Annotated in this window: 13 protein-coding genes; 5 read left to right on the plus strand and 8 right to left on the minus strand. The window is 58.3% G+C overall.

Features of this window, described 5'->3' with window-relative positions; genetic code table 11:
- Positions 1-34: 34 nt before the first annotated feature.
- Positions 35-994 (minus strand): agmatinase, encoded by a 960-nt coding sequence (gene speB, locus PMYSY11_RS08740; RefSeq protein ID WP_069901837.1) that lies wholly within the window; start codon positions 992-994, stop codon positions 35-37.
- A gap of 213 nt (positions 995-1,207) precedes the next feature.
- Here speB and PMYSY11_RS08745 point away from each other — a divergent pair, with 213 nt between their 5' ends.
- Both PMYSY11_RS08745 and PMYSY11_RS08750 read left to right on the plus strand, forming a co-directional pair.
- Complete coding sequence (locus tag PMYSY11_RS08745; protein WP_069901838.1) at positions 1,208-2,101, plus strand: LysR family transcriptional regulator; 894 nt, start codon at positions 1,208-1,210, stop codon at positions 2,099-2,101.
- 41 nt (positions 2,102-2,142) lie between these two features.
- Positions 2,143-2,796 (plus strand): tRNA-uridine aminocarboxypropyltransferase, encoded by a 654-nt coding sequence (locus PMYSY11_RS08750; RefSeq protein WP_150548918.1) that lies wholly within the window; start codon positions 2,143-2,145, stop codon positions 2,794-2,796.
- 1 nt (position 2,797) lies between these two features.
- On the opposite strand, the gene PMYSY11_RS08755 is transcribed toward PMYSY11_RS08750, so the two are convergent.
- The 3 genes from PMYSY11_RS08755 to PMYSY11_RS08765 all read right to left on the minus strand — a co-directional run bounded on the left by PMYSY11_RS08755 (position 2,798) and on the right by PMYSY11_RS08765 (position 7,798).
- On the minus strand, positions 2,798-4,147 hold the full coding sequence (locus PMYSY11_RS08755) for an HlyD family type I secretion periplasmic adaptor subunit (protein ID WP_150548919.1): 1,350 nt from the start codon (positions 4,145-4,147) through the stop codon (positions 2,798-2,800).
- 4 nt (positions 4,148-4,151) lie between these two features.
- Positions 4,152-6,302: a type I secretion system permease/ATPase gene (locus PMYSY11_RS08760; RefSeq protein WP_150549686.1), complete on the minus strand. Its 2,151-nt coding sequence runs from the start codon at positions 6,300-6,302 to the stop codon at positions 4,152-4,154.
- A gap of 140 nt (positions 6,303-6,442) precedes the next feature.
- Positions 6,443-7,798: a TolC family outer membrane protein gene (locus PMYSY11_RS08765; RefSeq protein WP_090510490.1), complete on the minus strand. Its 1,356-nt coding sequence runs from the start codon at positions 7,796-7,798 to the stop codon at positions 6,443-6,445.
- Positions 7,799-8,240: 442 nt separating this feature from the next.
- Here PMYSY11_RS08765 and PMYSY11_RS08770 point away from each other — a divergent pair, with 442 nt between their 5' ends.
- Both PMYSY11_RS08770 and PMYSY11_RS08775 read left to right on the plus strand, forming a co-directional pair.
- Positions 8,241-14,693: a retention module-containing protein gene (locus PMYSY11_RS08770; protein WP_150548920.1), complete on the plus strand. Its 6,453-nt coding sequence runs from the start codon at positions 8,241-8,243 to the stop codon at positions 14,691-14,693.
- Positions 14,694-14,804: 111 nt separating this feature from the next.
- Positions 14,805-15,143 carry a tryptophan synthase subunit beta gene (locus PMYSY11_RS08775; RefSeq protein WP_150548921.1) on the plus strand — a complete coding sequence of 113 codons (339 nt, stop codon included), beginning with the start codon at positions 14,805-14,807 and terminating at the stop codon, positions 15,141-15,143.
- A gap of 70 nt (positions 15,144-15,213) precedes the next feature.
- On the opposite strand, the gene lapD is transcribed toward PMYSY11_RS08775, so the two are convergent.
- The 4 genes from lapD to PMYSY11_RS08795 form a co-directional block, all read right to left on the minus strand.
- On the minus strand, positions 15,214-17,163 hold the full coding sequence (gene lapD, locus PMYSY11_RS08780; RefSeq protein WP_150548922.1) for a cyclic di-GMP receptor LapD: 1,950 nt from the start codon (positions 17,161-17,163) through the stop codon (positions 15,214-15,216).
- A 9-nt stretch (positions 17,164-17,172) separates the two neighbouring features.
- Positions 17,173-17,850, minus strand: a complete 678-nt coding sequence (gene lapG, locus PMYSY11_RS08785) for a cysteine protease LapG (protein WP_069901845.1) — start codon at positions 17,848-17,850, stop codon at positions 17,173-17,175.
- Positions 17,851-17,942: 92 nt separating this feature from the next.
- On the minus strand, positions 17,943-18,341 hold the full coding sequence (locus PMYSY11_RS08790; protein ID WP_150548923.1) for a YbaN family protein: 399 nt from the start codon (positions 18,339-18,341) through the stop codon (positions 17,943-17,945).
- Between the two features lie 8 nt (positions 18,342-18,349).
- The gene (locus PMYSY11_RS08795; RefSeq protein ID WP_069901847.1) at positions 18,350-18,937 is read right to left on the minus strand and encodes a UPF0149 family protein; all 588 of its coding nucleotides are present in this window, start codon (positions 18,935-18,937) and stop codon (positions 18,350-18,352) included.
- 154 nt (positions 18,938-19,091) lie between these two features.
- On the opposite strand from PMYSY11_RS08795, the gene recQ reads away from it, so the two are divergent.
- The gene (gene recQ / locus PMYSY11_RS08800) at positions 19,092-21,218 is read left to right on the plus strand and encodes a DNA helicase RecQ (protein WP_150548924.1); all 2,127 of its coding nucleotides are present in this window, start codon (positions 19,092-19,094) and stop codon (positions 21,216-21,218) included.
- Positions 21,219-21,266 lie beyond the last annotated feature (48 nt).

Below are 21,266 nucleotides of genomic sequence, written 5' to 3' on the forward strand. Positions count from 1 at the left end.
CTGCGGGATGGGGCGGGCGCTGGTTTGCTTGCGATTACCGGCGTTCAACACCTGGCAAAATGCAGAGCATTTCGTACAGCAGGTTGGCGCCCAACAGCGAAGTGTTGCCGGTGGTGTCGTAAGGCGGGGAGACCTCGACCAGATCGCCGCCGATAATGTCCAAGCCCTGACAACCACGAATGACTTCGATGGCCTGAATGGTGGTCAAACCGCCAATTTCAGGGGTGCCGGTGCCCGGCGCCCAGGCCGGATCGATGCCGTCGATATCGAACGACAGGTAAACCGGGCCGCCGCCGACTTTCTCGCGGACTTCAGCCATCAGCGGCTCCAGCGATTTGTGCCAGCATTCTTCGGCCTGGACCACGCGGAAACCCTGCTTGCGGCTCCAGTTGAAGTCTTCTGCGGTGTAACCCTGAGCCCGCAAGCCAATCTGCACGACGCGGTCGCAGTCGAGCAAACCTTCTTCAACGGCGCGGCGGAAGGTGGTGCCATGGGCGATTTTCTCGCCAAACATGTGATCGTTGACGTCGGCGTGCGCATCGATATGCACCAGACCGATCTTGCCGTGCTTCTTCTTCAGCGCACGCAGAATCGGCAGGGTGATGGTGTGGTCGCCGCCCAGTGTCAGCGGCAGGATGCCGTCGGCAACGATCTGGTCGTAGGATTGTTCAATGATGCGAACGGCTTCAGCCATGTTGAAGGTGTTGATTGGCACATCACCGATGTCGGCGATATTCAGCGAATCAAACGGCGCAGCGCCAGTGGCCATGTTGTAGGGGCGGATCATGACCGACTGAGCGCGAATCTCGCGTGGGCCAAAGCGGGTGCCGGAGCGCAGTGAAGTGCCGATGTCGAGGGGAACGCCGACGAAACCAACGTCGAGTTCAGCACGCTCTGCAGGCGACTGAATATGCGGCAAGCGCATCATGGTGGCGATCCCGCCGAAGCGTGGCATCTCGTTGCCGCCAAGTGGCTGGTGCAGATTCTTTTCCATGGAGGCCTCACAGTTTTTATGGTTTTAAATTTCAGTGAGGGAATTCTTGGTCAGGACGGCTTGCGGAAAAATCGCTGGGAGAAAAAACTTAGTTCATGATTTTCTAAACTATTGGCATGTACACTTAGCGCCGTTGCAGTTGAATGAATTGCAGTCCCGGTCCATCGGCGTTCCCTCGCGTCGCCAGAGGCCGCTGATTCGTGTGGAGTATTCATGAGCCAATCCTTGCCCGACCTGAAGTTACTGCGGATTTTTGTCAGTGTGGTCCGCAATCAGGGTTTTGCAGCGGCGCAGCCCGAGCTGAATTTATCGACCTCGGCCATCAGTACTTATATGAGCCAGCTGGAATCCCAGCTCGGTCTCGTGCTGTGCCACCGTGGGCGCGGTGGTTTCAGCCTGACCAGCAAAGGGGAGTTGTTCTATCAAGAGACGCTGCGTCTGTTGAGCGAACTGGAAGGATTCGAGCGCTATTCGGCAGCGCTCAAGGGCGAGTTGCGCGGCACGCTGAATCTGGGCGTGTTGGACTCGACCGTGGGTGATAGCTCGTTGCCCCTGGCTGAGGTGATTGGCGCCTACAGCCTTGAACACCCCGGCGTGCACCTGCATTTGTCGGTGATGAGCCCGTATGAGTTGCAGTTGGCGGTGCTCGATAACCGCCTGGATATCGCCATTGGCGCGTTCTCGACCCGCATGACTGGCTTGATTTATCAGCCGCTTTACCGTGAACAACACTGGCTGTATTGCAGTGAGCGTCACTCGCTTTATACCCAGCGGCGCATTCCGGCTGAGGTGATTACTCAGCAGCGCATGGTGGGGCGTGGCTACTGGAGTCAGGCCGAACTGGCGCGGCACGGTTTCAAGCACAGCGCGGCCACGGTGGATTCAATGGAGGCCCAATTGATTCTGGTGCTTTCGGGCGCCTACATCGGTTATCTGCCCGAGCATTACGCGCAGTATTGGGTCGACCGCAAAGAGTTACGGGTTTTGCTCCCGGCAACCTTTGGTTATCAGGCGCCGTTTTCGCTGATTTTGCGCCGCGGACGAACGCGCGAGCCACTGATTCAAACCTTCCGCGACTTGCTCAAGGCACAGCTTAATGCGCAATAACAGTCAGCAGATTCTGGTGTCGTCAGGCGGGCGGGGCGGTTATGGCGCGGCCTGAATGTGAGCGTTGTAAACGCCCGCAGACGCGCTGCTTGTGCGCCTTGATTCCACATTTGGACAGCCGCACGCGGGTGCTGATCCTGCAGCACAGCAGCGAGGCGGGGCATGCGCTCAACACCGCCCGGTTAGCGGCTCTGGGGCTGGATAACGCACAGCTTGAGGTCGGCGAAACATTCAGCCAACTGGAGGACTGGTTGGCGTTGCCGGGCTATCGCCCTTGCTTGCTGTTTCCGGGGGATGAGGCCGTGCCAGTCGCAGACTTTGCCCAAGCTGCAGTTGCCACGCCGTTATTGCTGGTGGTGCCGGATGGTACGTGGCGCAAGGCGCGCAAGTTGCTCTACTGCAATCCGCTGCTGCAAGCGTTGCCGCGCATCACGTTGCCGTCCGGATTGAGTTCGCGCTATCGCTTGCGCAAGGCGCCAGAGCCTGGCGCGTTATCGACAATTGAAGCGATTGTGGTGGCACTTGAGGCTATCGAGAAACCCGCGCAGTTTGGCGAATTGCTCAGGCCATTCGAGGCCTTGATCGAAGGCCAGATCGCGGCGATGGGCGCTGAGACTTATCAACGTAATCACGCGGGCGGTGCCGCAACGGCGGCACCTGAAACCGGCCCGGATGCGCCCGAGCAGGCTGACTGAATCAGCGTTCGCGCAGGGCTTCGGTTCTGGCTTTGAGTACCGGCTTGAGCAAGTAGTCGAGCACGCTTTTCTCACCGGTTACGATATCTACAGTGGCGATCATGCCGGGAATAATGGTTAAAGGGTGGTCATCTCCGCCTAAATGGCTTTTTTCAGTGCGCACTTGAATCAGGTAGAAACTGTTGCCTTCATCATCGGTGATGGTGTCGGCGCTGATCAGTTCCAGATTGGCCTTGAGGCCACCGTAAATGGTGTAGTCGTAGGCGCTGAACTTGACCATGGCCTTTTGCCCGGGATGGAGAAAGGCCACATCCTGTGGGCGCACCTTGGCTTCGATCAGCAGATTGTCGTCCAGCGGCACAATCTCGATCATGTCATTGCCCGGCTGAACCACGCCGCCGATGGTGTTGACCTTGAGTTGCTTAACGATGCCGCGCACCGGTGAAACGACCGTTGTGCGGCTGACGCGGTCATCTATCGCTTCGGTGCTGGCGCTGAGTTTCTTAAGCTCTGTGCGCGCATCATTGAGCTCCTTGAACGCATCGGAGCGAAACGCCAACTCGGACTCGTCCACCTTGCTTTTGATTTCGTTAATCGCCGACTCGGCGCGCGGAATGGCCAGTTTGGTTGCATCCAGCGAGCCACGCATTTCCACCGCTGTGCGGCGCAACCGCAGAATCTCGACCTGCGAGATGGCGCCGCTCTTGACCAGGGGCTGTGACATGTTCAGTTCTTGCTGAACCAAACCAAGCCCCGAGCTGTATTGCTGGGCTTTCGAGCGGTACTCGGCCAATTCCTGTTGCTTCTGGCGCAGTTGTTCACCCAGCGTGCGTTGCTCGCTTTGCAGGCGATCCTGACGGGAGCGGTACAGGCCTTCCTCATCCAGTGCCAGTTGTGGGGCTTTGCTGGCAATTTCTTCTGGCATCTTCAACGGGCGGCCTTCGGCCTCCGCAGTCAGGCGTTCGATCCGGGCGATCAGAGCGAGCCGGTCGGCATCGCTTTCGCCTTTGTTCGAGAGAAAGCGGGTGTCGTCGAGGCGCAGCAGCACGTCGCCTTTCTCGACTACCTGACCCTCACGGACGAATATCTCGCTGACAATACCGCCTTCGAGGTTCTGGATTACCTGAATCTTGCTTGATGGAATGGCTTTGCCCTGACCGGTGGTCACCTCTTCGAGTATCGCGAACTTGGCCCACACCACGGCTGCCACCAGGCATGCGCACACCACCCAAAGGGTTACGCGTGAGAGCCAGGGCGAATCCTCAAGCATCACGCCCTCGACTTCGGGCATGAACTCGGCGTCTTTCCTGTTCGGCCGCTGGTTGGCGAAATAGCTGCTGTCAGTCGTCATCACCTCACCCCGCAGCCGGGCCAACACGGCCCTTACGCAATGCATCAATCACGGTTTCTTTCGGACCATCGGCAACGATGTGCCCGTTATCCATGACAATCAGTCGCTCAACGAGGCTGAGCATCGACATGCGATGGGTAATCAGCAGCACTGTTTTGTCTTTCGCCCAGCTCATCAGCTTGCCGCGCAGGGCATCTTCGCTGCTGTTATCCATTGCGCTGGTAGGCTCATCCAACACCAGAATTGGCGGGTCGAGGAGCATGGCGCGGGCGATCAAAACGGCCTGGCGCTGGCCACCTGAAAGCAGTTGACCGCGTTCGCCCACGGGGCGGTCAAAGCCTTGCGGGTGCTGTCTGGCCAGTTCGTTGACGCCGGTAAGCTCGGCAACTTCAAGCATCCGCGCATCACTGACATAACGCGCGCCGAGGGTCAGGTTGTCGCGCAAACTGCCTGCCAGCAGGGGCAGGTCATGCGAGACGTAACCGATCTGGTGACGCAGGTCGGCGACATCGAGCTGGCGCAGGTCGAGGTCGTCGAGGAGTATTTGGCCTTCATCCGGGCTGTAGAACGCCATGAGTAATCTGGCCAATGTGCTCTTGCCGGAACCGCTGCGACCGATGATGCCAATCCGCTCGCCCGCAGCCATGCGCAAGCTGACCCCGGCCAGCGCTGGCGTGCTTTGATCCGGGTAACTGAACGTAACGCCGCGCACTTCCAGCGCGCCTTTAAGCTGGGTGCGTTCCAGCGGCCGCTGTTTGGCCTCGCGCTCTTGCGGCAGGGCCATCAATGCATCGGTTGAGGTCATGGTCAGGCGGGCTTGCTGGTAGCGCGTGATCAAACTGGCAACCTGGCCCAGTGGTGCCAGCACACGGCTGCCGAGCATGTAACAGGCAACCAGGGCGCCGACGCTGAGATTGCCGGCGATAATGCTATAAACACCGGCGATAATCGTGCTCATGCCGGCGAACTGCTGAAGGAATAGCGTGCCATTGGTGGCCAGCGAGGCCAGAAAACGTGCATGCATGTCGAGACGGGTCAGTGAACCGTGAGTTTTCTCCCACTGATGCTGGCGCTCACTCTCGGCGCCACAGGCCTTGAGGGTTTCCAGCCCGCCGAGGGTTTCGATCAGTAACGCCTGACGCTGTGCGGCCAGTACCAGACTGCGCTCCACGGTATCGCGCAGGCGCACCTGAATTATCCAGGCGAAGAGGGCGGTGAGTGGAAATGCCAGCAGCGGGATCACCACCAGCCAGCCGCCGAGCAGGCCGATAACCGCAATCATCAACAGCGCGAACGGCAAGTCGATCAGACTGGTCAGGGTAACGGCGGTGAGAAACTCGCGCAGGCCCTGAAAGTCATGAATACTCTGGGCAAAGCCGCCGACGGTGGCCGGTCGCGACTTCAAAGACATGCCGGTGATGCGCTCGAACAGCGTGGCGGATAACACGATGTCGGTCTTTTTGCCGGCGGTGTCCAGCAGGTGCGCGCGCAGCACGCGCAGCAACAACTCAAACCCCGCCCCAATCAGCAAGCCAATGGCCAATACCCACAGCGTCGCCGTCGCCTGGTTGGGCACCACGCGGTCGTAGGTTTGCATCACAAATAACGGAACCAGCAGCCCCAACACGTTAATCAGCAGACTGGCCAGCACGGCGTCGGCATACAGCCAGCGTGACAGCTTCAAGGTGTCGCGAAACCACGCTGTCACTCTGGGCATCAGTGGATTGCGCGCTTGCTCCAGTTCGTGACGCGGCCGGGCAAACAGCGCTTGGCCGGCGTATTCGTGGGCAAGCTCAGCGCCGTTCACCCATTGTTCGCCGCCGTCGGTTTCGCAGGGGAGGATCAGTGCCTGCTCATTTTCGTCCCAGGCCTTGAGCACGGCACTGCGGCCATCCTTGAGCAGTAACAGCACCGGCAGATTGAGCGCCGAAATGGCGCTCAGCTCGCGGCGTAGCAAGCGTGCCTGCAAACCGGCACGCGCTGCGGCGCGACTGAGTAAATTGGCGGACAAGGTTTGTTGCGGCAGCGGCAGGCCGGCAGTCAGGCTGCCGCGGCTGACTTTGCAATCATGCAGGCGACAGAGAATCAGTAAACCATCAAGCAGCGGATCGTCATGGCTCAGGCGTGGGTCATTAACCGGACTGCTGTGCTCCATATTCGTCACTAGCGACTACTCCTAAACATCTGTCCCTGAGGTTTCAGCGCCATGTGCTGGCCAGTCACGCAACTGAAAAATCCGTGAAACCTGTGTTGCCAGAGGCCACAAGGCCCTGCCGAAGCAGGGCCTGTGGTTACTTATTGCAAGGCAGGCAGATGCGCCTCGCTTTTGACTTCGCTCAGCGCAACCGATTCGGCTGGCAGCACCACTTGCTGTTGGCGCAGCAGCTGGCCGGTGGCAGCCAATACGCGGTACATCGAGTACTCCTCGGTGTAACGCACATCGGTGTAGCGACGGTTGGCGGTGAACAACTCGTTCTCACTGTCGAGCAAGTCGAGCAGGGTGCGCTGCCCCAAGGTGAATTGCTGCTGATACGCCTCACGAACACTGGCGGTGTATTCGGCATAGTCACGCGCTTTCGGGGTTTGCAGCCGCGCATTTTCCATCGCGTTCCAGGCCAGCGCCGTGTTCTCGTTGATCAGACGCAGGGCGTTGTTGCGGATGTCCATAGACTCGTTGATCTGGTGTGAAGAAGACTCCAGACGTGCCTTGTCACGCATGCCGTTGAACAGGTTGTAGTTCATCACAACACCTGCGCGCCACGTGTTGTAGTGACCGGCGTCGCCCTGAATATTATCGTCAGCAGTGGTTGCCAGTTCGGCATCTACGCGCGGGTAGAACGGCGCCTTGGCGGACTCGTATTGTTTCTCGGCCGCGTTGACATCGGCTTGCGCAGATTTCAGGAACGGGTTGTCCGCCATCATCACCTGACGTGCAGTTGGCAAGTCAGCCGGCACTTCGCCCTTGACCGACGCCGGTGCAGACAGCTCATCAGGATAACGGCCCACGGCGCTGAAAAAGTTAGCCTCGGCATCGGCCAGGTTGACCTGCTCGGTGTAGAGGTTGTTTTCCGCCAGGGCCAGACGTGCACTGGATTGATCGAGGTCAGCCGTGCTGCCAACGCCTTGCTGGCTGCGCAGCGAGATCTGGTCGTTGATGCGCTGATGCGCCAACAGGTTGTTCTTGGCCAGCGCCACCATTTCCCGGCGTTTCAGTACATCGAGGTAAACCTCGGCGGTGCGCAGGGCCAGGCTCTCGGATGTGCCGCGTACGTAGTAGGCACGTGAGTTGACCACCGCCTGGGTGCGCGCCACTTCATTCGGGGTATTGAACCCGTCGAAGAGCATCTGTCGCAGGCGCAACTCGGTGTTGCTGTAGGTCAGGGTTTCCTTGTTGTGATCGCCGATGATGCGGGTGCTTGGGCTGTCGGTGTTTTCACGGCCATAGCCGACGAGTGCATCTACGGTTGGCAAGTAACCGCCCTTGGCAATTTTCACGTCCTCGTCTGATGACAGACGACGGTTTACGCCCGCGCTTATTTCCGGGTGGTTATCGATGGTGCTCTGGATTGCTTCTGACAAAGTCATTGCTTGGACGGGTGAAAAAGTCATGGCCAGAAGCATGCCTGTCCATAGCGGGTTGACTGCACGCATTGGTAATACTCCTTTGCTGTGTGCTCTGATCTTTCCTCTCCGCCAAAAAAATGTCTTTTTAAGGCGGGCGTCGTTTTTGGGTTCTCACTCTAGGCATTGAAGATCATTATTTATGTTGGCACAGAAAAATTTAGCACAAGATTTATGAAAAAATATTCTTATACAAAAAAGCCGACAGAGGACATTGTTACCCCTGAAAGTAGGCGTGGAAGCCGCATGGCGTCTAAGCTAGATGAAAATAGGCCTGAAACAGGCAGTTGTTTACACAGGGTGGGGTTGCAGTTGGGACGGTAGGCAGCAAGGAGGCGACAATAATTTGTCGTTTTTACGAAGGGCCGAATTGCTGTCTTCTCAACCACTTAGATGATGTATCTGTGTTTTGCACTGTTGATGCCTTCTTTAGGAGATACCGGCGAACGCCGGTGGCAGTGAGGAACACGTTATGGCCACTCTGATTGGTAAAGTCACCCAGGTTATTGGTGAGGTTTTCGCCGTTGCAACTGATGGCTCGCGTCGCCCACTGGGTGTGGGTGATCAAGTTTTTGCAGGTGAGCAATTAGTCACGGGCGCATCGGGTGCTGTGGCTGTAGCGATGACCGACGGTCAGCAATTAACCTTGGGGCGTGAGAGTCAGCTCAGCCTGAATGAGCAAATGCTTGGCCAGGGGGGCGACAGTCAGGCGCCTCAGGATGCGCCTGTCACGGCGCCAAGCGCTGATGACTTAACAGACGTCGAACAACTCTTGGCGGCGATTGAAGCGGGCGCCGACCCCACTCAGGAAGCCGAAGCCACAGCCGCAGGGCCTGGCGGCGCCGGATCGGGTGGCGCTGGCGGTGTAGGGGGCGGACACAGTTTTGTGCTGCTCGATACCGTCGGGGGTGCGGTCGAGCCGGTTCTGGGCTTCGATACCTCAAACTTCAACACGGGGCCAGAGTTCCCTAATCCTGAGCCTATCGTGATTCCAGTGCCGCCGCTGGTTCAGGAAGTGCAAACTCCGCCAGCGCCTCCAGCAGAGCCTGAAGTGGTTGATTTCCAGCCGGTTGTCAGCGTTGTTTATCAGGACGCTGTCGGCAGTATCAGCACCAGCCCGGCTGTGGTTGAAGAGCGTGCATTAGCGGGTGGCAGTAACCCGCAGAGTAATGCCGAACAGGCTAGCGGGCGCTTTCAGGTGGTTTCACCCGATGGCGTAAGTGCGCTTGAGGTGCAAGATGCCAACGGCAACTGGATAAATGTGACCGCTGGCAATCAGGTGCAGGGCCAGTACGGCACTTTGCAGGTGGATGCACAGGGCAATTGGACCTACACCCTTACCGCCGGCGTGCAACATGGCACACCGGGGGCAACCGGTGCTGATGATCAGATTGGCGAAAGCTTCAATGTGCGGGTTACCGACAACGATGGCGATGTATCGCCGGTGGCGGTGCTCGACGTAAGCATTTATGACGACGGACCGCAGGCTATCAACGACGTTAACAGCGTGGCTGAGGACAGCGTCGCGCCAGTTGTCGGAAATGTGCTGAGTAACGACCAAGTCGGTGCCGACTCACCTGCAAGTTTTGTCGCCTGGCAAAGCACCGCGGCAACCTTTGGCACTTTCACGCCGACCGCCAACGGTGGTTACAGCTACCTGCTCAATTCGGATAATCCGCTGATTCAGGCGCTCGACACGGGCGAGACGCTGACAGAAACCTTCAGCTACACCATGCAGGATGCGGACGGTGACACCTCGACGGCCATGCTGACGATTACCATCACCGGCACCAACGACATTCCAGTGGTCAGCGTGCCGCCGCTTGGTGAAGGCACTAATGCGCAAGTTTATGAGTCCGGACTGGCCAATGGCAGTGACGCCGCTGCCAACAGCGAGTTCACCACCGGCACCTTCACCTTGAGCGATGTTGACGGCCTGGATGATTTGCAAAGCGTGACCATTAACGGCGATACCGTGGCAATCGGCAGCCTGAACAGCGGCTTGAATGTGTTTGTCGGTGAATTCGGCACCCTGACCATCACCGGCTACGACGCGGCGACGGGGCAGGGTACTTATCAATATCAACTGACTGCACCGACAATCGATGGCGCAGGTATTGAGACCGATACCTTTGTCATCAGCGTATTCGACGGCACTTCGTCGTCGGCGCCGGCCAATATCGTTATCGAAATCATCGATGACGTGCCGACCGCCAACGCCGACACCGGCTCGGTCAAAGAAGGCGCAACTCTCACGGTTAATGCTGCCAATGGTGTGCTGGCTAACGATGTTGCCGGTGCCGATGGTTTTGGCTCGTCCAGCGTTGTGGGCGTGCGCGCCGGTTCGGACACCGCCACAGAGGCTTTGGGCAATGTTGCCACTTCCATCACCGGCGCATTCGGCACATTAACTTTGGCAGCGGACGGCTCGTACACCTACCACTCGACCGCCAATGCGCTGGACGCCAGTGCGCAGGATCACTTTGTGTATACCGTGGTTGATGGTGACGGCGATTTGAGCACCACTACGTTGACTATCGATGTGTGCAATTTCACCGTGGTTGGCGGTGTCGGTGGCGAAGCTGATACCAGCGTGCGCGAAGCAGCGCTCGACATGATCGGCAGCAACCCGACCAGTAATGATGAAGTGGCCAGCGGCCAACTGACCGGCAGCGGCGGCGCGGGTGGTTATCAGTTCAGCATTGCCGATGGCGTTGGCCAATACGGCACGCTCAGCGTTAACGCCAACGGCCAATATACCTACACGCTAACCAGCCCGGTTGATACACCAGCCGGTGACAACGGCAACAATATCCAGGCGCAGGAAACCTTCACCTTCACGGTTACCGATGCCAACGGCAACACCGGCACCGGCACGTTGTTGATTGATATTGTCGACGACATTCCAAAGGCCTATGCCGACACTGGCTCGGTGCAGGAAGGCGCAACACTCACGGTTAATGCCGCCAATGGTGTGCTGCATAACGATGTTGCCGGTGCCGATGGTTTTGGCTCATCCAGCGTTGTGGGCGTGCGCGCCGGCTCGGATACCGTCACTGATGCCTCTGGCAATGTCGGCAGTTCCATCACCGGTGCTTACGGCACATTAACCCTGGCAGCGGACGGCTCATACACCTACCACTCAACCGCCAATGCGCTGGACGCCAATTCGCTGGGCGCCAATGCGCAGGATCACTTTGTTTATACCGTGGTTGATGGTGATGGCGACTTGAGCACCACCACTTTGACTATCGACGTGTGCAATTTCACCGTGGTTGGCGGTGTCGGTGGCGAAGCGGATACCAGCGTGCGCGAAGCAGCGCTCGACATGATCGGCAGCAACCCGACCAGCAACGATGAAGTAGCAAGCGGCCAACTGACCGGCAGCGGCGGCGCGGGTGGTTATCAGTTCAGCATTGCCGATGGCGTTGGCCAATACGGCACGCTCAGCGTTAACGCCAACGGCCAATATACTTACACGCTGACCAGCCCGGTTGATACACCAGCTGGCGATAACGGCAACAATATCCAGGCGCAGGAAACCTTCACCTTCACGGTTACCGATGCCAACGGCAACACCGGCACCGGCACGTTGTTGATTGATATTGTCGACGACATTCCAAAGGCCTATGCCGACACTGGCTCGGTGCAGGAAGGCGCAACACTCACGGTTAATGCCGCCAATGGTGTGCTGCATAACGACGTTGCCGGAGCCGATGGTTTTGGCTCGTCCAGCGTAGTGGGCGTGCGTGCCGGTTCGGATACAGCTACAGATGCTTCGGGCAATGTCGGCGGTTCCATCACCGGCGCATACGGCACATTAACTTTGGCAGCGGACGGCTCGTACACCTACCACTCGACCGCCAATGGTGTGGGCGCCAATGCGCTGGACGCCAATGCGCAGGATCACTTTGTGTATACCGTGGTTGATGGTGATGGCGATTTGAGCACCACCACTTTGACCATCGATGTGTGCAATTTCACCGTGGTTGGCGAGGTAGCAAGTGGTTCGGATACCAGTGTGCGTGAAGCCGCGCTGGATGTAATTGGCAGTGATCCGACCAGCAGTGATGAAGTGGCCAGCGGCCAACTTACCGGCAGCGGCGGTGCGGGCGGTTATCAGTTCAGCATTGCCAATGGTAACGGTAACTTTGGCACCCTCACGGTGGATGCCAGCGGTAATTACACCTACACGCTGACCAGTGCGCCCAAATTGCCGGCCGGTAATAACGGCAACAATATCCAGACCCAGGAAACCTTCAGCTACACCGTGACTGATGCCAACGGCAACACAGGCACGGGTACGCTGGTGATAGATATTGTCGACGATGTGCCCACTGCGCACGATGACACCGCCTGCGTGGGCGCCGAACGTGGCCTCGATTACAACGCGGTGTTTGTGCTCGATTTCAGCGGCAGCATCAGCAACAGCGAGCTCAACGTGATGATGCAAGCTGTGCGAGCGGCAGGGCAGAAGCTGTTTGATGGCACCAATGGCGATGTCAGCATTCAGCTGGTGGCGTTCTCGGCAACCGCAAAGTCGTATGCGGCAGTGAGCAATTTTGCCGACCTCTCGCACCTTATCGACACGCTCAATCCGGCTGATGGCGGTACTCGGCCATACAGTGGCAATACCGACTTTACGGCTGCAATCAAAGAGACCATGGCTGTGTTCGAGCCTGTGGTGGGCGCCAGCAATCAGGTGTTCTTCATCAGCGATGGCAACCCCAATGAGCAGACCGGTAACAATTCTTCGTTGACCAACACCACGGCGGCGCAATGGAGCAATTTCGTTAATGGCAACAACATTAACGTGACCGCGGTCGGCGTGGGCGGCGGTATCGACAATGCCCGCTTGCAGGACATCGATGTAGACGGTCAGGGTGCGCCGATCCAGGTCGGCAATTTTGAAGATCTGGTCGAGTCACTGCTGCAAGTCGTCACCGGTGGCAGCGTTCAGGGCAATGTGCTCAAGGGCGATGACAATGCTGTGGGCGGCGGCGATGACGATGTATTTGGCGCCGATGGCGGCCGCATTCTGTCTATTTCGGCGGATGGCCAAACCTACACGCTCAATGGCACGACTATCCAGACCGCTGCCAGCGCTTCGCAATACAGCTGGGATGCAAGCACCAAACTGTTGACCCTCAATACGGACACTGGCGTTCTCAAGTTCTATATGGCGGATTCCGGTGGCCATGCGGCGGGTGATTATCAGTTCCAGGCGCACAGCGGTTTGGATTTCGGCGCCAGTGGCCAGCTCAATGAAGTCTTTACCTACACGCTGATCGACAACGACGGCGATACGGACTCGGCCAATCTGACCATCTGCATCGACGGGGCGGAGATTTCAGCGCTGGTGGTGGGCAGCAATGCCAGCGATCAGGGTAACTCCGCGGTTGAGCACACCGTGCCGAATCCGCAGGATGCCGATCGCGCCGGTGAGATCATGGGCACCTACGGCAAGGATGTTCTGCTTGGGGATGTCGGCGGCGTTAACAGCAACTTCACACCGGGCAAGAACTACAACATCGCACTGATCCTCGACCGCTCGGGGAGCATGGCGGATGCTTCCGGTACGCCTGGGTTGAGCCGCCTGGCGCTGGCCAAGGATGCACTGACCTCGCTGGCCAATCAGTTAGCCGGGCATAGCGGTGTGGTCAACGTGCGGCTGATTCCGTTCGGTGAAACGGCCTCTAATAGTTACACCATAAATGGCCTCAACTCGACCAATGTTGTGACCTTGATTGCTGCAATCAACGGCCTGACAGCCAGCGGCGGCACTAACTATGAGTCGGCATTCAAGGCCACGGTCAACTGGTTCAATGACCAGGTCAATGGTGGCAAGGACGCGGCGCATGGCTTCGAGCAGTTGACGTTCTTTCTCACTGACGGCAACCCGACGTTGTACCTCAATGGCAGCGGCAACACTGCCGGCAGCGGCAGCAACACGGGATACAACGAATTGAGCCAGTCGGTTGATGCGGTGCAGGCGCTGGTTGCCGGCACGGGGAGCGATGCGGTGCAAATGCACGCCATTGGGATTGGTAATGGCGTGAGCGCCGACTTCCTCAAGTTTTTCGACAATACCCCGCTGACCGGGAACACGCTCGGACAGGGCGCTTACGACTTCCCGAATGACAATAAGCCGCCTGTCACCGGCCAGACCGGCGACCCGACAATCGTTAATACCGCCGATGAGCTGCATGCGGCGCTGGTCGAAGGCAGCACCACCACAACGCTTGCGGCGGTGGGAGCCGATCATCTGATTGGCGGACAGGGCGACGACATCATCTTTGGCGATGTCATCAATACCGACAGCCTGGCGTGGGCCGGGAATGCAGCGGGCACGCATGACGGCGCCGGTTATCAGGGCTTGCTCGATTACCTGACGGCAACCACCGGCACCGCGACGCTGGATCAGGTCAAAGCCTACATCGAAGCCAATGCAACGTCCCTGAACGTGGCGGGTGATACCCGTGGCGCCGGTGACTTGCTTGATGGGGGCGCGGGCAATGACTGGCTGTTCGGCCAGGGCGGCGATGATGTATTGATCGGTGGAGTAGGCAACGACCACTTATACGGTGGCACGGGCGCCGATACCTTTGTCTGGAATGCCGCCGATCGCGGCGGAAATTATCACGATGTGGTGCATGACTTTAATGTGGCCGATGGCGACAAGCTGAATTTGTCGGCCTTGCTCGATGGCGTCGATCCGAATGCCGGTGTCGATGTGCTGAGTCAGTACCTGAGCGTAGATACCAGCAATGGCGTAGACACGCTGGTCAATGTGTCCAGCAGTGGTCATGTGCAGGATACGGCTGCGGTGGATCAAACCATCACGCTGGCCAACACGGTGTTGTCCGGCGGCGACAGTGCGTCGATTATCCAGGGCATGCTGGATAACAACACGCTGGTGAGCTAGAGCGGTTGGCTGCGTAATATTTCAGTCGAATCGCTGGACTGCGACTAAAATAAAATCACCCGTCTCTGATGTTGGAGACGGGTTTTTTATGACTGCTGCAGAGGAGCTCCAATGGTTTTCGTTCAGCGCGATGGGCACAACAGAATTATCCGGGTTGATGGCGAGCCTTTCAGCGCCATGACACAACCCATGCAAGAGGATGACCCGGAGGTAATAGCATTCCGAGCGAGCAACTCACTGAGTGATCGCTTGCTGGATCTGCAGCGCTCCGACCTCGAAATGGTGCGGGTGGTTGAAGACTTGGTGACCGTATTGGTCAGCAAGGGTGTGATCCGCTACACCGACTTGCCCGAAGCTGCCCAGAGAAAACTCAGCATGCGCGAAGAAACCCGGGCCAAGCTGAATGACCTCACAGGCCTGCTGGGCAGCGACGAAGAGCATTTCCCCTAGTCGCAGCTTGCAGTAACAGTGCGTTTGCGCAGCCGAATGGGCTCACGGCTGGGCAAACGCACCTGATCTTTTAATCCTCCGGCCAAGGTGCGGGCGCACCAATCAGGCGACCCATCGCGCCATCAATGCCCAACTCTTTCAGCGCGGCCAGTTCACCCTCGGTTTCAACCATCTCGGCGATCAATGGCAAGTCGATGCTATTCGAGGCGCGGAACAATGCTTCGATGAACAGGCGCTTATCCGCTTCCTGGTCGATTGAACGGATGTAGCTGCCATCAATCTTCAGATAATCGAGGCCCAGGTGAGTGAGGTTGCCGATAAGGCTGAAACGCCCTCCGAAGTGTTGCAGGCCCAGCTTGTAACCGGTTTCGCGGATGCGCAGGCTTAGCGTTTCCAACTCAGCAGCGGGGGGCAGATAACGCTCATCCAATTCCAGCGTCATCAGTGCGCCGTGCTGCGGATGCTCTTTGAGTACTTTAATGAGCTGCGCAAAGCTTTCCTCGTCGCGCAACGTCGCAGCGGCCAAACTCAGCGCCAGCGGCAGCGGGTGTTTGGCCAGATGCTCAAGGCTATGCTCGAGCATTGCCAGATCGAAGCGGGCAGCCCAGCCCAAACGGTCAATCCAGGGCAGGAAACGGCCCGCTGCAATCGCCTCGCCTTGTGGGTCGAGCAAGCGTGCCAGAACCTTGTGGTGCATGACTTGAGTCGTGTCGTCGCAAGGCGCCACGGGTTGGAAGTAGAGCTGGAGTTTGCCCTCATTGAGCGCTGCATCAATCCAGTTGCGCCACTCATGCAGGCCTTGCTCGGGGGCAACATTAAAGTCGTCCAGCCGCGCCCAGCACTGTTCCGGATTGCTCTGCGCTTGCGCCAAAGCCTGATCGGCACGGCCAATCACGTCACGCACCTCCTCGCCGGGACGGAATGCGGCAATACCGATATGGGCAACCGGTTTACAGTCACTGGCGCCGGTCTGGCGCAAGCTTTCGAGTTGCTCGCTGAGCTCCTGAGCCAGCCGGTCGCAATCTTCTGCACTCAGGCCGGGCGCAAGCAGCGTGAATTCCCCACCACGGCTGCGCGAGGCCAGCCAGCCTGTGGAGTTTCTGTTCTCGATGTCACGGGACAATTGAATGCCGATACTTTTAATCAAGGCGTCGGTCTTCTGGCCGCCCAAGCGCTGATTGAGCCCGCCGAGATCATTGACCCGCAAGAACATCAGATAACCGTCAGTGTTCTGCTCGTTGGCTGATAATTGATTGGCCAGGCGAATATCAAACAGGCGGCGATTGGCCAGGCCCGTGAGGCTGTCCTGATAAGCCTCTTCGCGTAACTTTTCACTGCGCGCTGCTTCTTCGGCAAACAAGGTTTTGAGTTTTTCGACCATCTGGTTCATGGCCAGCACTACACGCTTGAGTTCCGGCGTGCGGGGCACTTTTTGCAGGCTCATGAATTCACGTCGGGTAATGGCTTCGGCCTGCTGCACCATATTGTCGAGCGGGCGCAATTGTGAGCGCAGCAGCCAGCCGCCAAGCAAGGCGCTTACAATTCCGCAGCCGAGCAGCCAGAGCAGGCTGCCGATGGCGCTGTCCCAGAGTTTATTGATGGCAAACTGCGGATGGCTGAGTACCTCGACCCGCGCCGCCTGTTCCCAACCGCGCATGATCAATGCATCGCCCGGCTGAGGTTGCAGATCAACCATGTCGACAAACCAGCCCGGCACATTTTCGGGCGTGGTGGTGGTGCGCCGCTCTACGATGGTCTTGTTGTCGGCGATGTTGACCACACGGATCTGCGCGAAATAGCCGCTGTCGAAAATCGAGCTGACCATCAACTCAATCATCGCCGGATCATCGACATGCGGGGTCATCGACAGGCCGAGGGCCGTGGCGGCGTCTTGCGCATGCGAGCGTAACTGGCTGAGCAACTGCTCGCGCGAGCTCTCCATGCTGCTGATGAAACTGCCGGTAAACGCAACAATCAAAAACAGGCAGATGGCGATGAATAGCTGTTTGAGTAAGGACATTAAATTCTCCTAGCCTTCGCCTATGGCGAATCCTTCCGCGCGCATTTTTTTAAGCAAGTCCTGCCAGCGCGATAGTTTCTTGGTGTCGCTCTTACGCGTGTTGGAACCCGCCACATACAGGCCTTCTGCGTTGAAGGCATATACCGGAAGCAGGTCTTTGCGTTGTGAGGCGGGGCGTATTTGGCCAATCAGGTTGTCCAGCACCAACGGCTCGCTGGTGGGCGTTGCGTAGTAGGTGAGAACCATGTGCGCCTGATTCTGGCGCAGGGCTTTCACGTAGGTGATGCGCAGCTTTTCGGCGGGCATGCCGAGGCGGCGCAAGGTGAAGTATTTGGCGATCGAGTAGTCTTCGCAATCGCCCGCACCTTTGACCAGAGACTCGACCGGCGTGGCCCAATAATCGGCCTGACGCCAGTTGCGCTGATCATCGCTGAAGCGCAACTGCTTGTTGAAAAAGCCATTTACGACCTTGAGTTTTTCCGTGTCGGGCAGGTCGGTGCTGGCGTTGATCAGGCTGTCCCAACTCTTGATCCGCTGCTCTGCAACGCCGAGATTGCCGTAGCGGCTTTCGGCGTTCTTGAGGATCAGGGCAAAGTCCCAGTTTGCCACCGCAGCGGCATAGGCCAGGAGCAGGCTTGCGCCTATCCATAGCTGGCCTCGCACCTGGCGGCCTGGCACTTTGTGCATGAAGAGTTTCCCTACGTTTAGTCCTGGCAAGTCTAGGCACTGTTGTGCCGATTCGCAGGCGCGCGGGGCGATTATTTACAGGAATTTAGGGCTTACAGGCTGGCGCGGGTTTTTTGCCGCAGAATGTAGAGGGTTACCAGCACCGCGCTGGTGAGCATGAAGGTGCGCGCCCAGAACAGCGGCACCAGATAGCAGGAAAAACCAATGCTCAGCCACATCAGGCTGATGGCGTAGATTTTACCCTTGAGCGGAATGCCCTCGCCGTCGAGATAGTCGCGAATCCACGGGCCGAGGTGCGGGTGGCTGGTCAGCCATAAATAGAAGCGCTCAGAGCTGCGCATGAAACAGGCAGCGGCGAGCAGCAGGAAGGGCGTGGTCGGCAGCACCGGCAGGAATATGCCGATGACCCCAAGCGCTACGCTAAGCCAGCCAATGGCCAGCAGAGCGTAACGAATCAGCGGATTACGATTGAGCTTGGGCGCCTGCGCCATCGTGGCGATCAGTGATGGCGGGGTTTGAGCAGGGCTGGCTTCTCATCGGGGGCGTTGCACAGCAGGAACAGGGCGGTCAGCAGTTCCGGGATTTGCTCGGCCATGCTATCGACCAGGTCACGGTCCTGAGCCATTTCGTCAAATTCAGGCTGCTCGTCGAACAGGCCGGAAGCGACCATGATGGGCAGCAGCAACTCGCTGACTTCATCTTCCGAGTCTTCAAACCAGACCGACTCACGCAGGAATACGCCTTCCATGAAACCGATGCACCAGCCGCGCAGCTCGGATTCGTCCGGGTCGTCGCCAAGGTCAAGATCGCACGGCATTTCAGGCTCATCGTCACTCGCCAACTGACGGGCGATGTGCGCGCGCAACTGGATCAGCGTGGATTCGATTTCTTCACGCTCGGCATCATCGCGATATTGCGGCGTCTCTGAGAACAGGGCGTCGATCCATTCGCGCTCCGGAACAAGCTCCGGGCAAATGGAGATTGCCGTGAGGTAACCATGAGCTGCGACGTAGTCCAGAGCTTCTTCATGCAGATCATCGGCATCGAGGAAGGCTTGCAGGCGGGACAGTTGCTCGGCGAAGGACATCGGGGGGCTACCTTGAAGAAGTAAACGAGGCTGAATTCTAGTCTACAGCGGGCGCTGCGGCCATAGGCGCGGATCAATGTGCAGGTGATTACAGATCAAAAACCAGCTGGCGACTCACATGAGTATAATGCGCGGTTAGATTTGGAGGCCTTTGATGCTTGAAAACGCGCAGCGCATATTAAAAGACGTATTTGGCTATGACAGCTTTCGGGGCCGCCAGGCTGCGATTATCGAGCGAGTAGCCAATGGCGGCGACGCGCTGGTGCTGATGCCGACCGGCGGCGGCAAGTCGCTGTGCTTTCAGGTGCCTGCGCTGCTGCGCGAAGGCCTCGCCGTGGTGGTTTCGCCGCTGATTGCGTTGATGGACGATCAGGTCGCAACGCTCGATGAGCTGGGTGTTGCCGCCGTTGCATTGAACTCGACACTGAGTGCCGATCAGCAGCGCGACATTGCCGAGCGCATTCGCCGGCGTGAAATCAAGATGCTTTATCTGGCGCCTGAGCGTCTGGTGCAGCCGCGCATGTTGAGCTTCCTGCAGCGCCTGGATATTGCCCTGTTTGCCATCGACGAGGCGCATTGCGTGTCGCAATGGGGCCACGATTTTCGACCGGAATACCTGCAACTGGGTCAGTTGGCCGAGTTGTTTCCCGAGGTGCCGCGTATTGCCCTTACGGCAACTGCCGACATGCGCACCCGCGAAGAGATCATCGAGCGCTTGCATTTACAACGCGCCGAACGCTTTCTTTCAAGTTTTGACCGGCCCAATATTTTTTACCGGATCGTGCCCAAAGAGCAGCCGCGCAAGCAGCTGTTGGGATTTTTGAGCGCGCGTAAAGGTGACGCCGGTATCGTCTATTGCCTGTCGCGTAAAAAAGTCGATGAAGTGGCCGCGTTTCTGTCTGAACAGGGTTTTCCGGCGTTGCCTTATCACGCCGGCTTGCCCAGTGAGTTGCGCGCCTACCATCAAAAACGCTTCCTTAATGAGGAAGGCTTGATCATGGTCGCAACCATCGCGTTCGGCATGGGTATCGACAAACCCAACGTGCGCTTTGTCGCCCACCTCGATTTGCCCAAGTCGCTGGAAGCCTATTATCAGGAAACCGGCCGCGCCGGACGTGATGGTTTACCCGCCGATGCGTGGATGGCTTACGGCCTGCAGGACGTGTTGCTGCTCAAGCAAATGCTCAACAACTCCGAGGGCGATGAGCGGCACAAGCGCGTCGAGCAACACAAGCTCGATGCGATGCTTGCCCTGTGCGAGGAAACCCGTTGCCGGCGTCAGGCGCTGCTGGCCTATTTTGACGAAATTCTCGATAAGCCCTGCGGGCACTGCGATAACTGCACCGATGGCGTGCAAACCTGGGATGCGACAGAACCCGCGCGCCAGGCGTTGTCGGCCATTTATCGCAGTGGCCAGCGTTACGGCGTCGGCCATTTGGTCGACATGCTGCTGGGGCGCGATAACGAGCGGATGCGCAAGGAAGGCCATCAGCACTTGTCGGTGTTTGGTGTGGGCAAGGCGCTCAGTGAAGGCGAGTGGCGCTCGCTGTTCCGCCAATTGGTCGCACGCGGGCTGGCTGACGTAGACCTCGAGGGCTACGGCGGGCTGCGGTTGTCCGAGAGTTGCCGGCCATTGTTGCGCGGAGAGGTCAATTTGCAGCTGCGCCGCGATCTGAAGCCGCAGCAGAGTGCCAAGGCTTCAAGCAGTGCCGCCAGCCAGTTGGTGCGTGGTGATGAGCGTGAGCAGTGGGAAGCGTTGCGCGCCTTGCGCCGCAAACTGGCGGAAGAGCACGGCGTGCCGCCTTATGTCATTTTCCCGGATGCGACGCTACTGGAAATGCTGCGCAGCAAACCGAGCACTCTGCCGGAAATGGCGCAGGTCAGCGGCGTTGGCGCGCGTAAGCTTGAGCGTTATGGTGAGGCCTTCCTGCAAGTGCTGAGCGGCGGTGAAGAGGCGCCAAGAGCAGTTGTCGATTTGCGGCACGAGTTGATCAGTCTGGCATGCGCCGGGATGACGCCGGCCCAGATTGCCAATCAGTTGCAGTGTTCACAGAAAAACGTTTACAGCATGTTGGCCGATGCATTGGCCGCTCAGCAGATTTCGCTGGATCAGGCGCTCGACTTGCCGGAAGACCTGCTGCTCGAGATTCAGGACGCGTTCCTGGATGGCGAGGGCGAGTTACCGGCGGTCTCAGAGGTGTCGGAGCAATTTGCCAAGCGGGTTGATGAGGGCGTTTTGTATTGCGTGCGTGCGGCCTTGCAAGCGGAGTTTCAGCTCTAGGCCATTGGCCTCTTACATACAAACTAATAATTGACGCCAGTATCGCGT

Origin of the sequence: Pseudomonas marincola (assembly GCF_900682675.2) — a bacterium.
In the GTDB taxonomy this organism is placed as follows: Bacteria; Pseudomonadota; Gammaproteobacteria; order Pseudomonadales; family Pseudomonadaceae; genus Aquipseudomonas; species Aquipseudomonas marincola.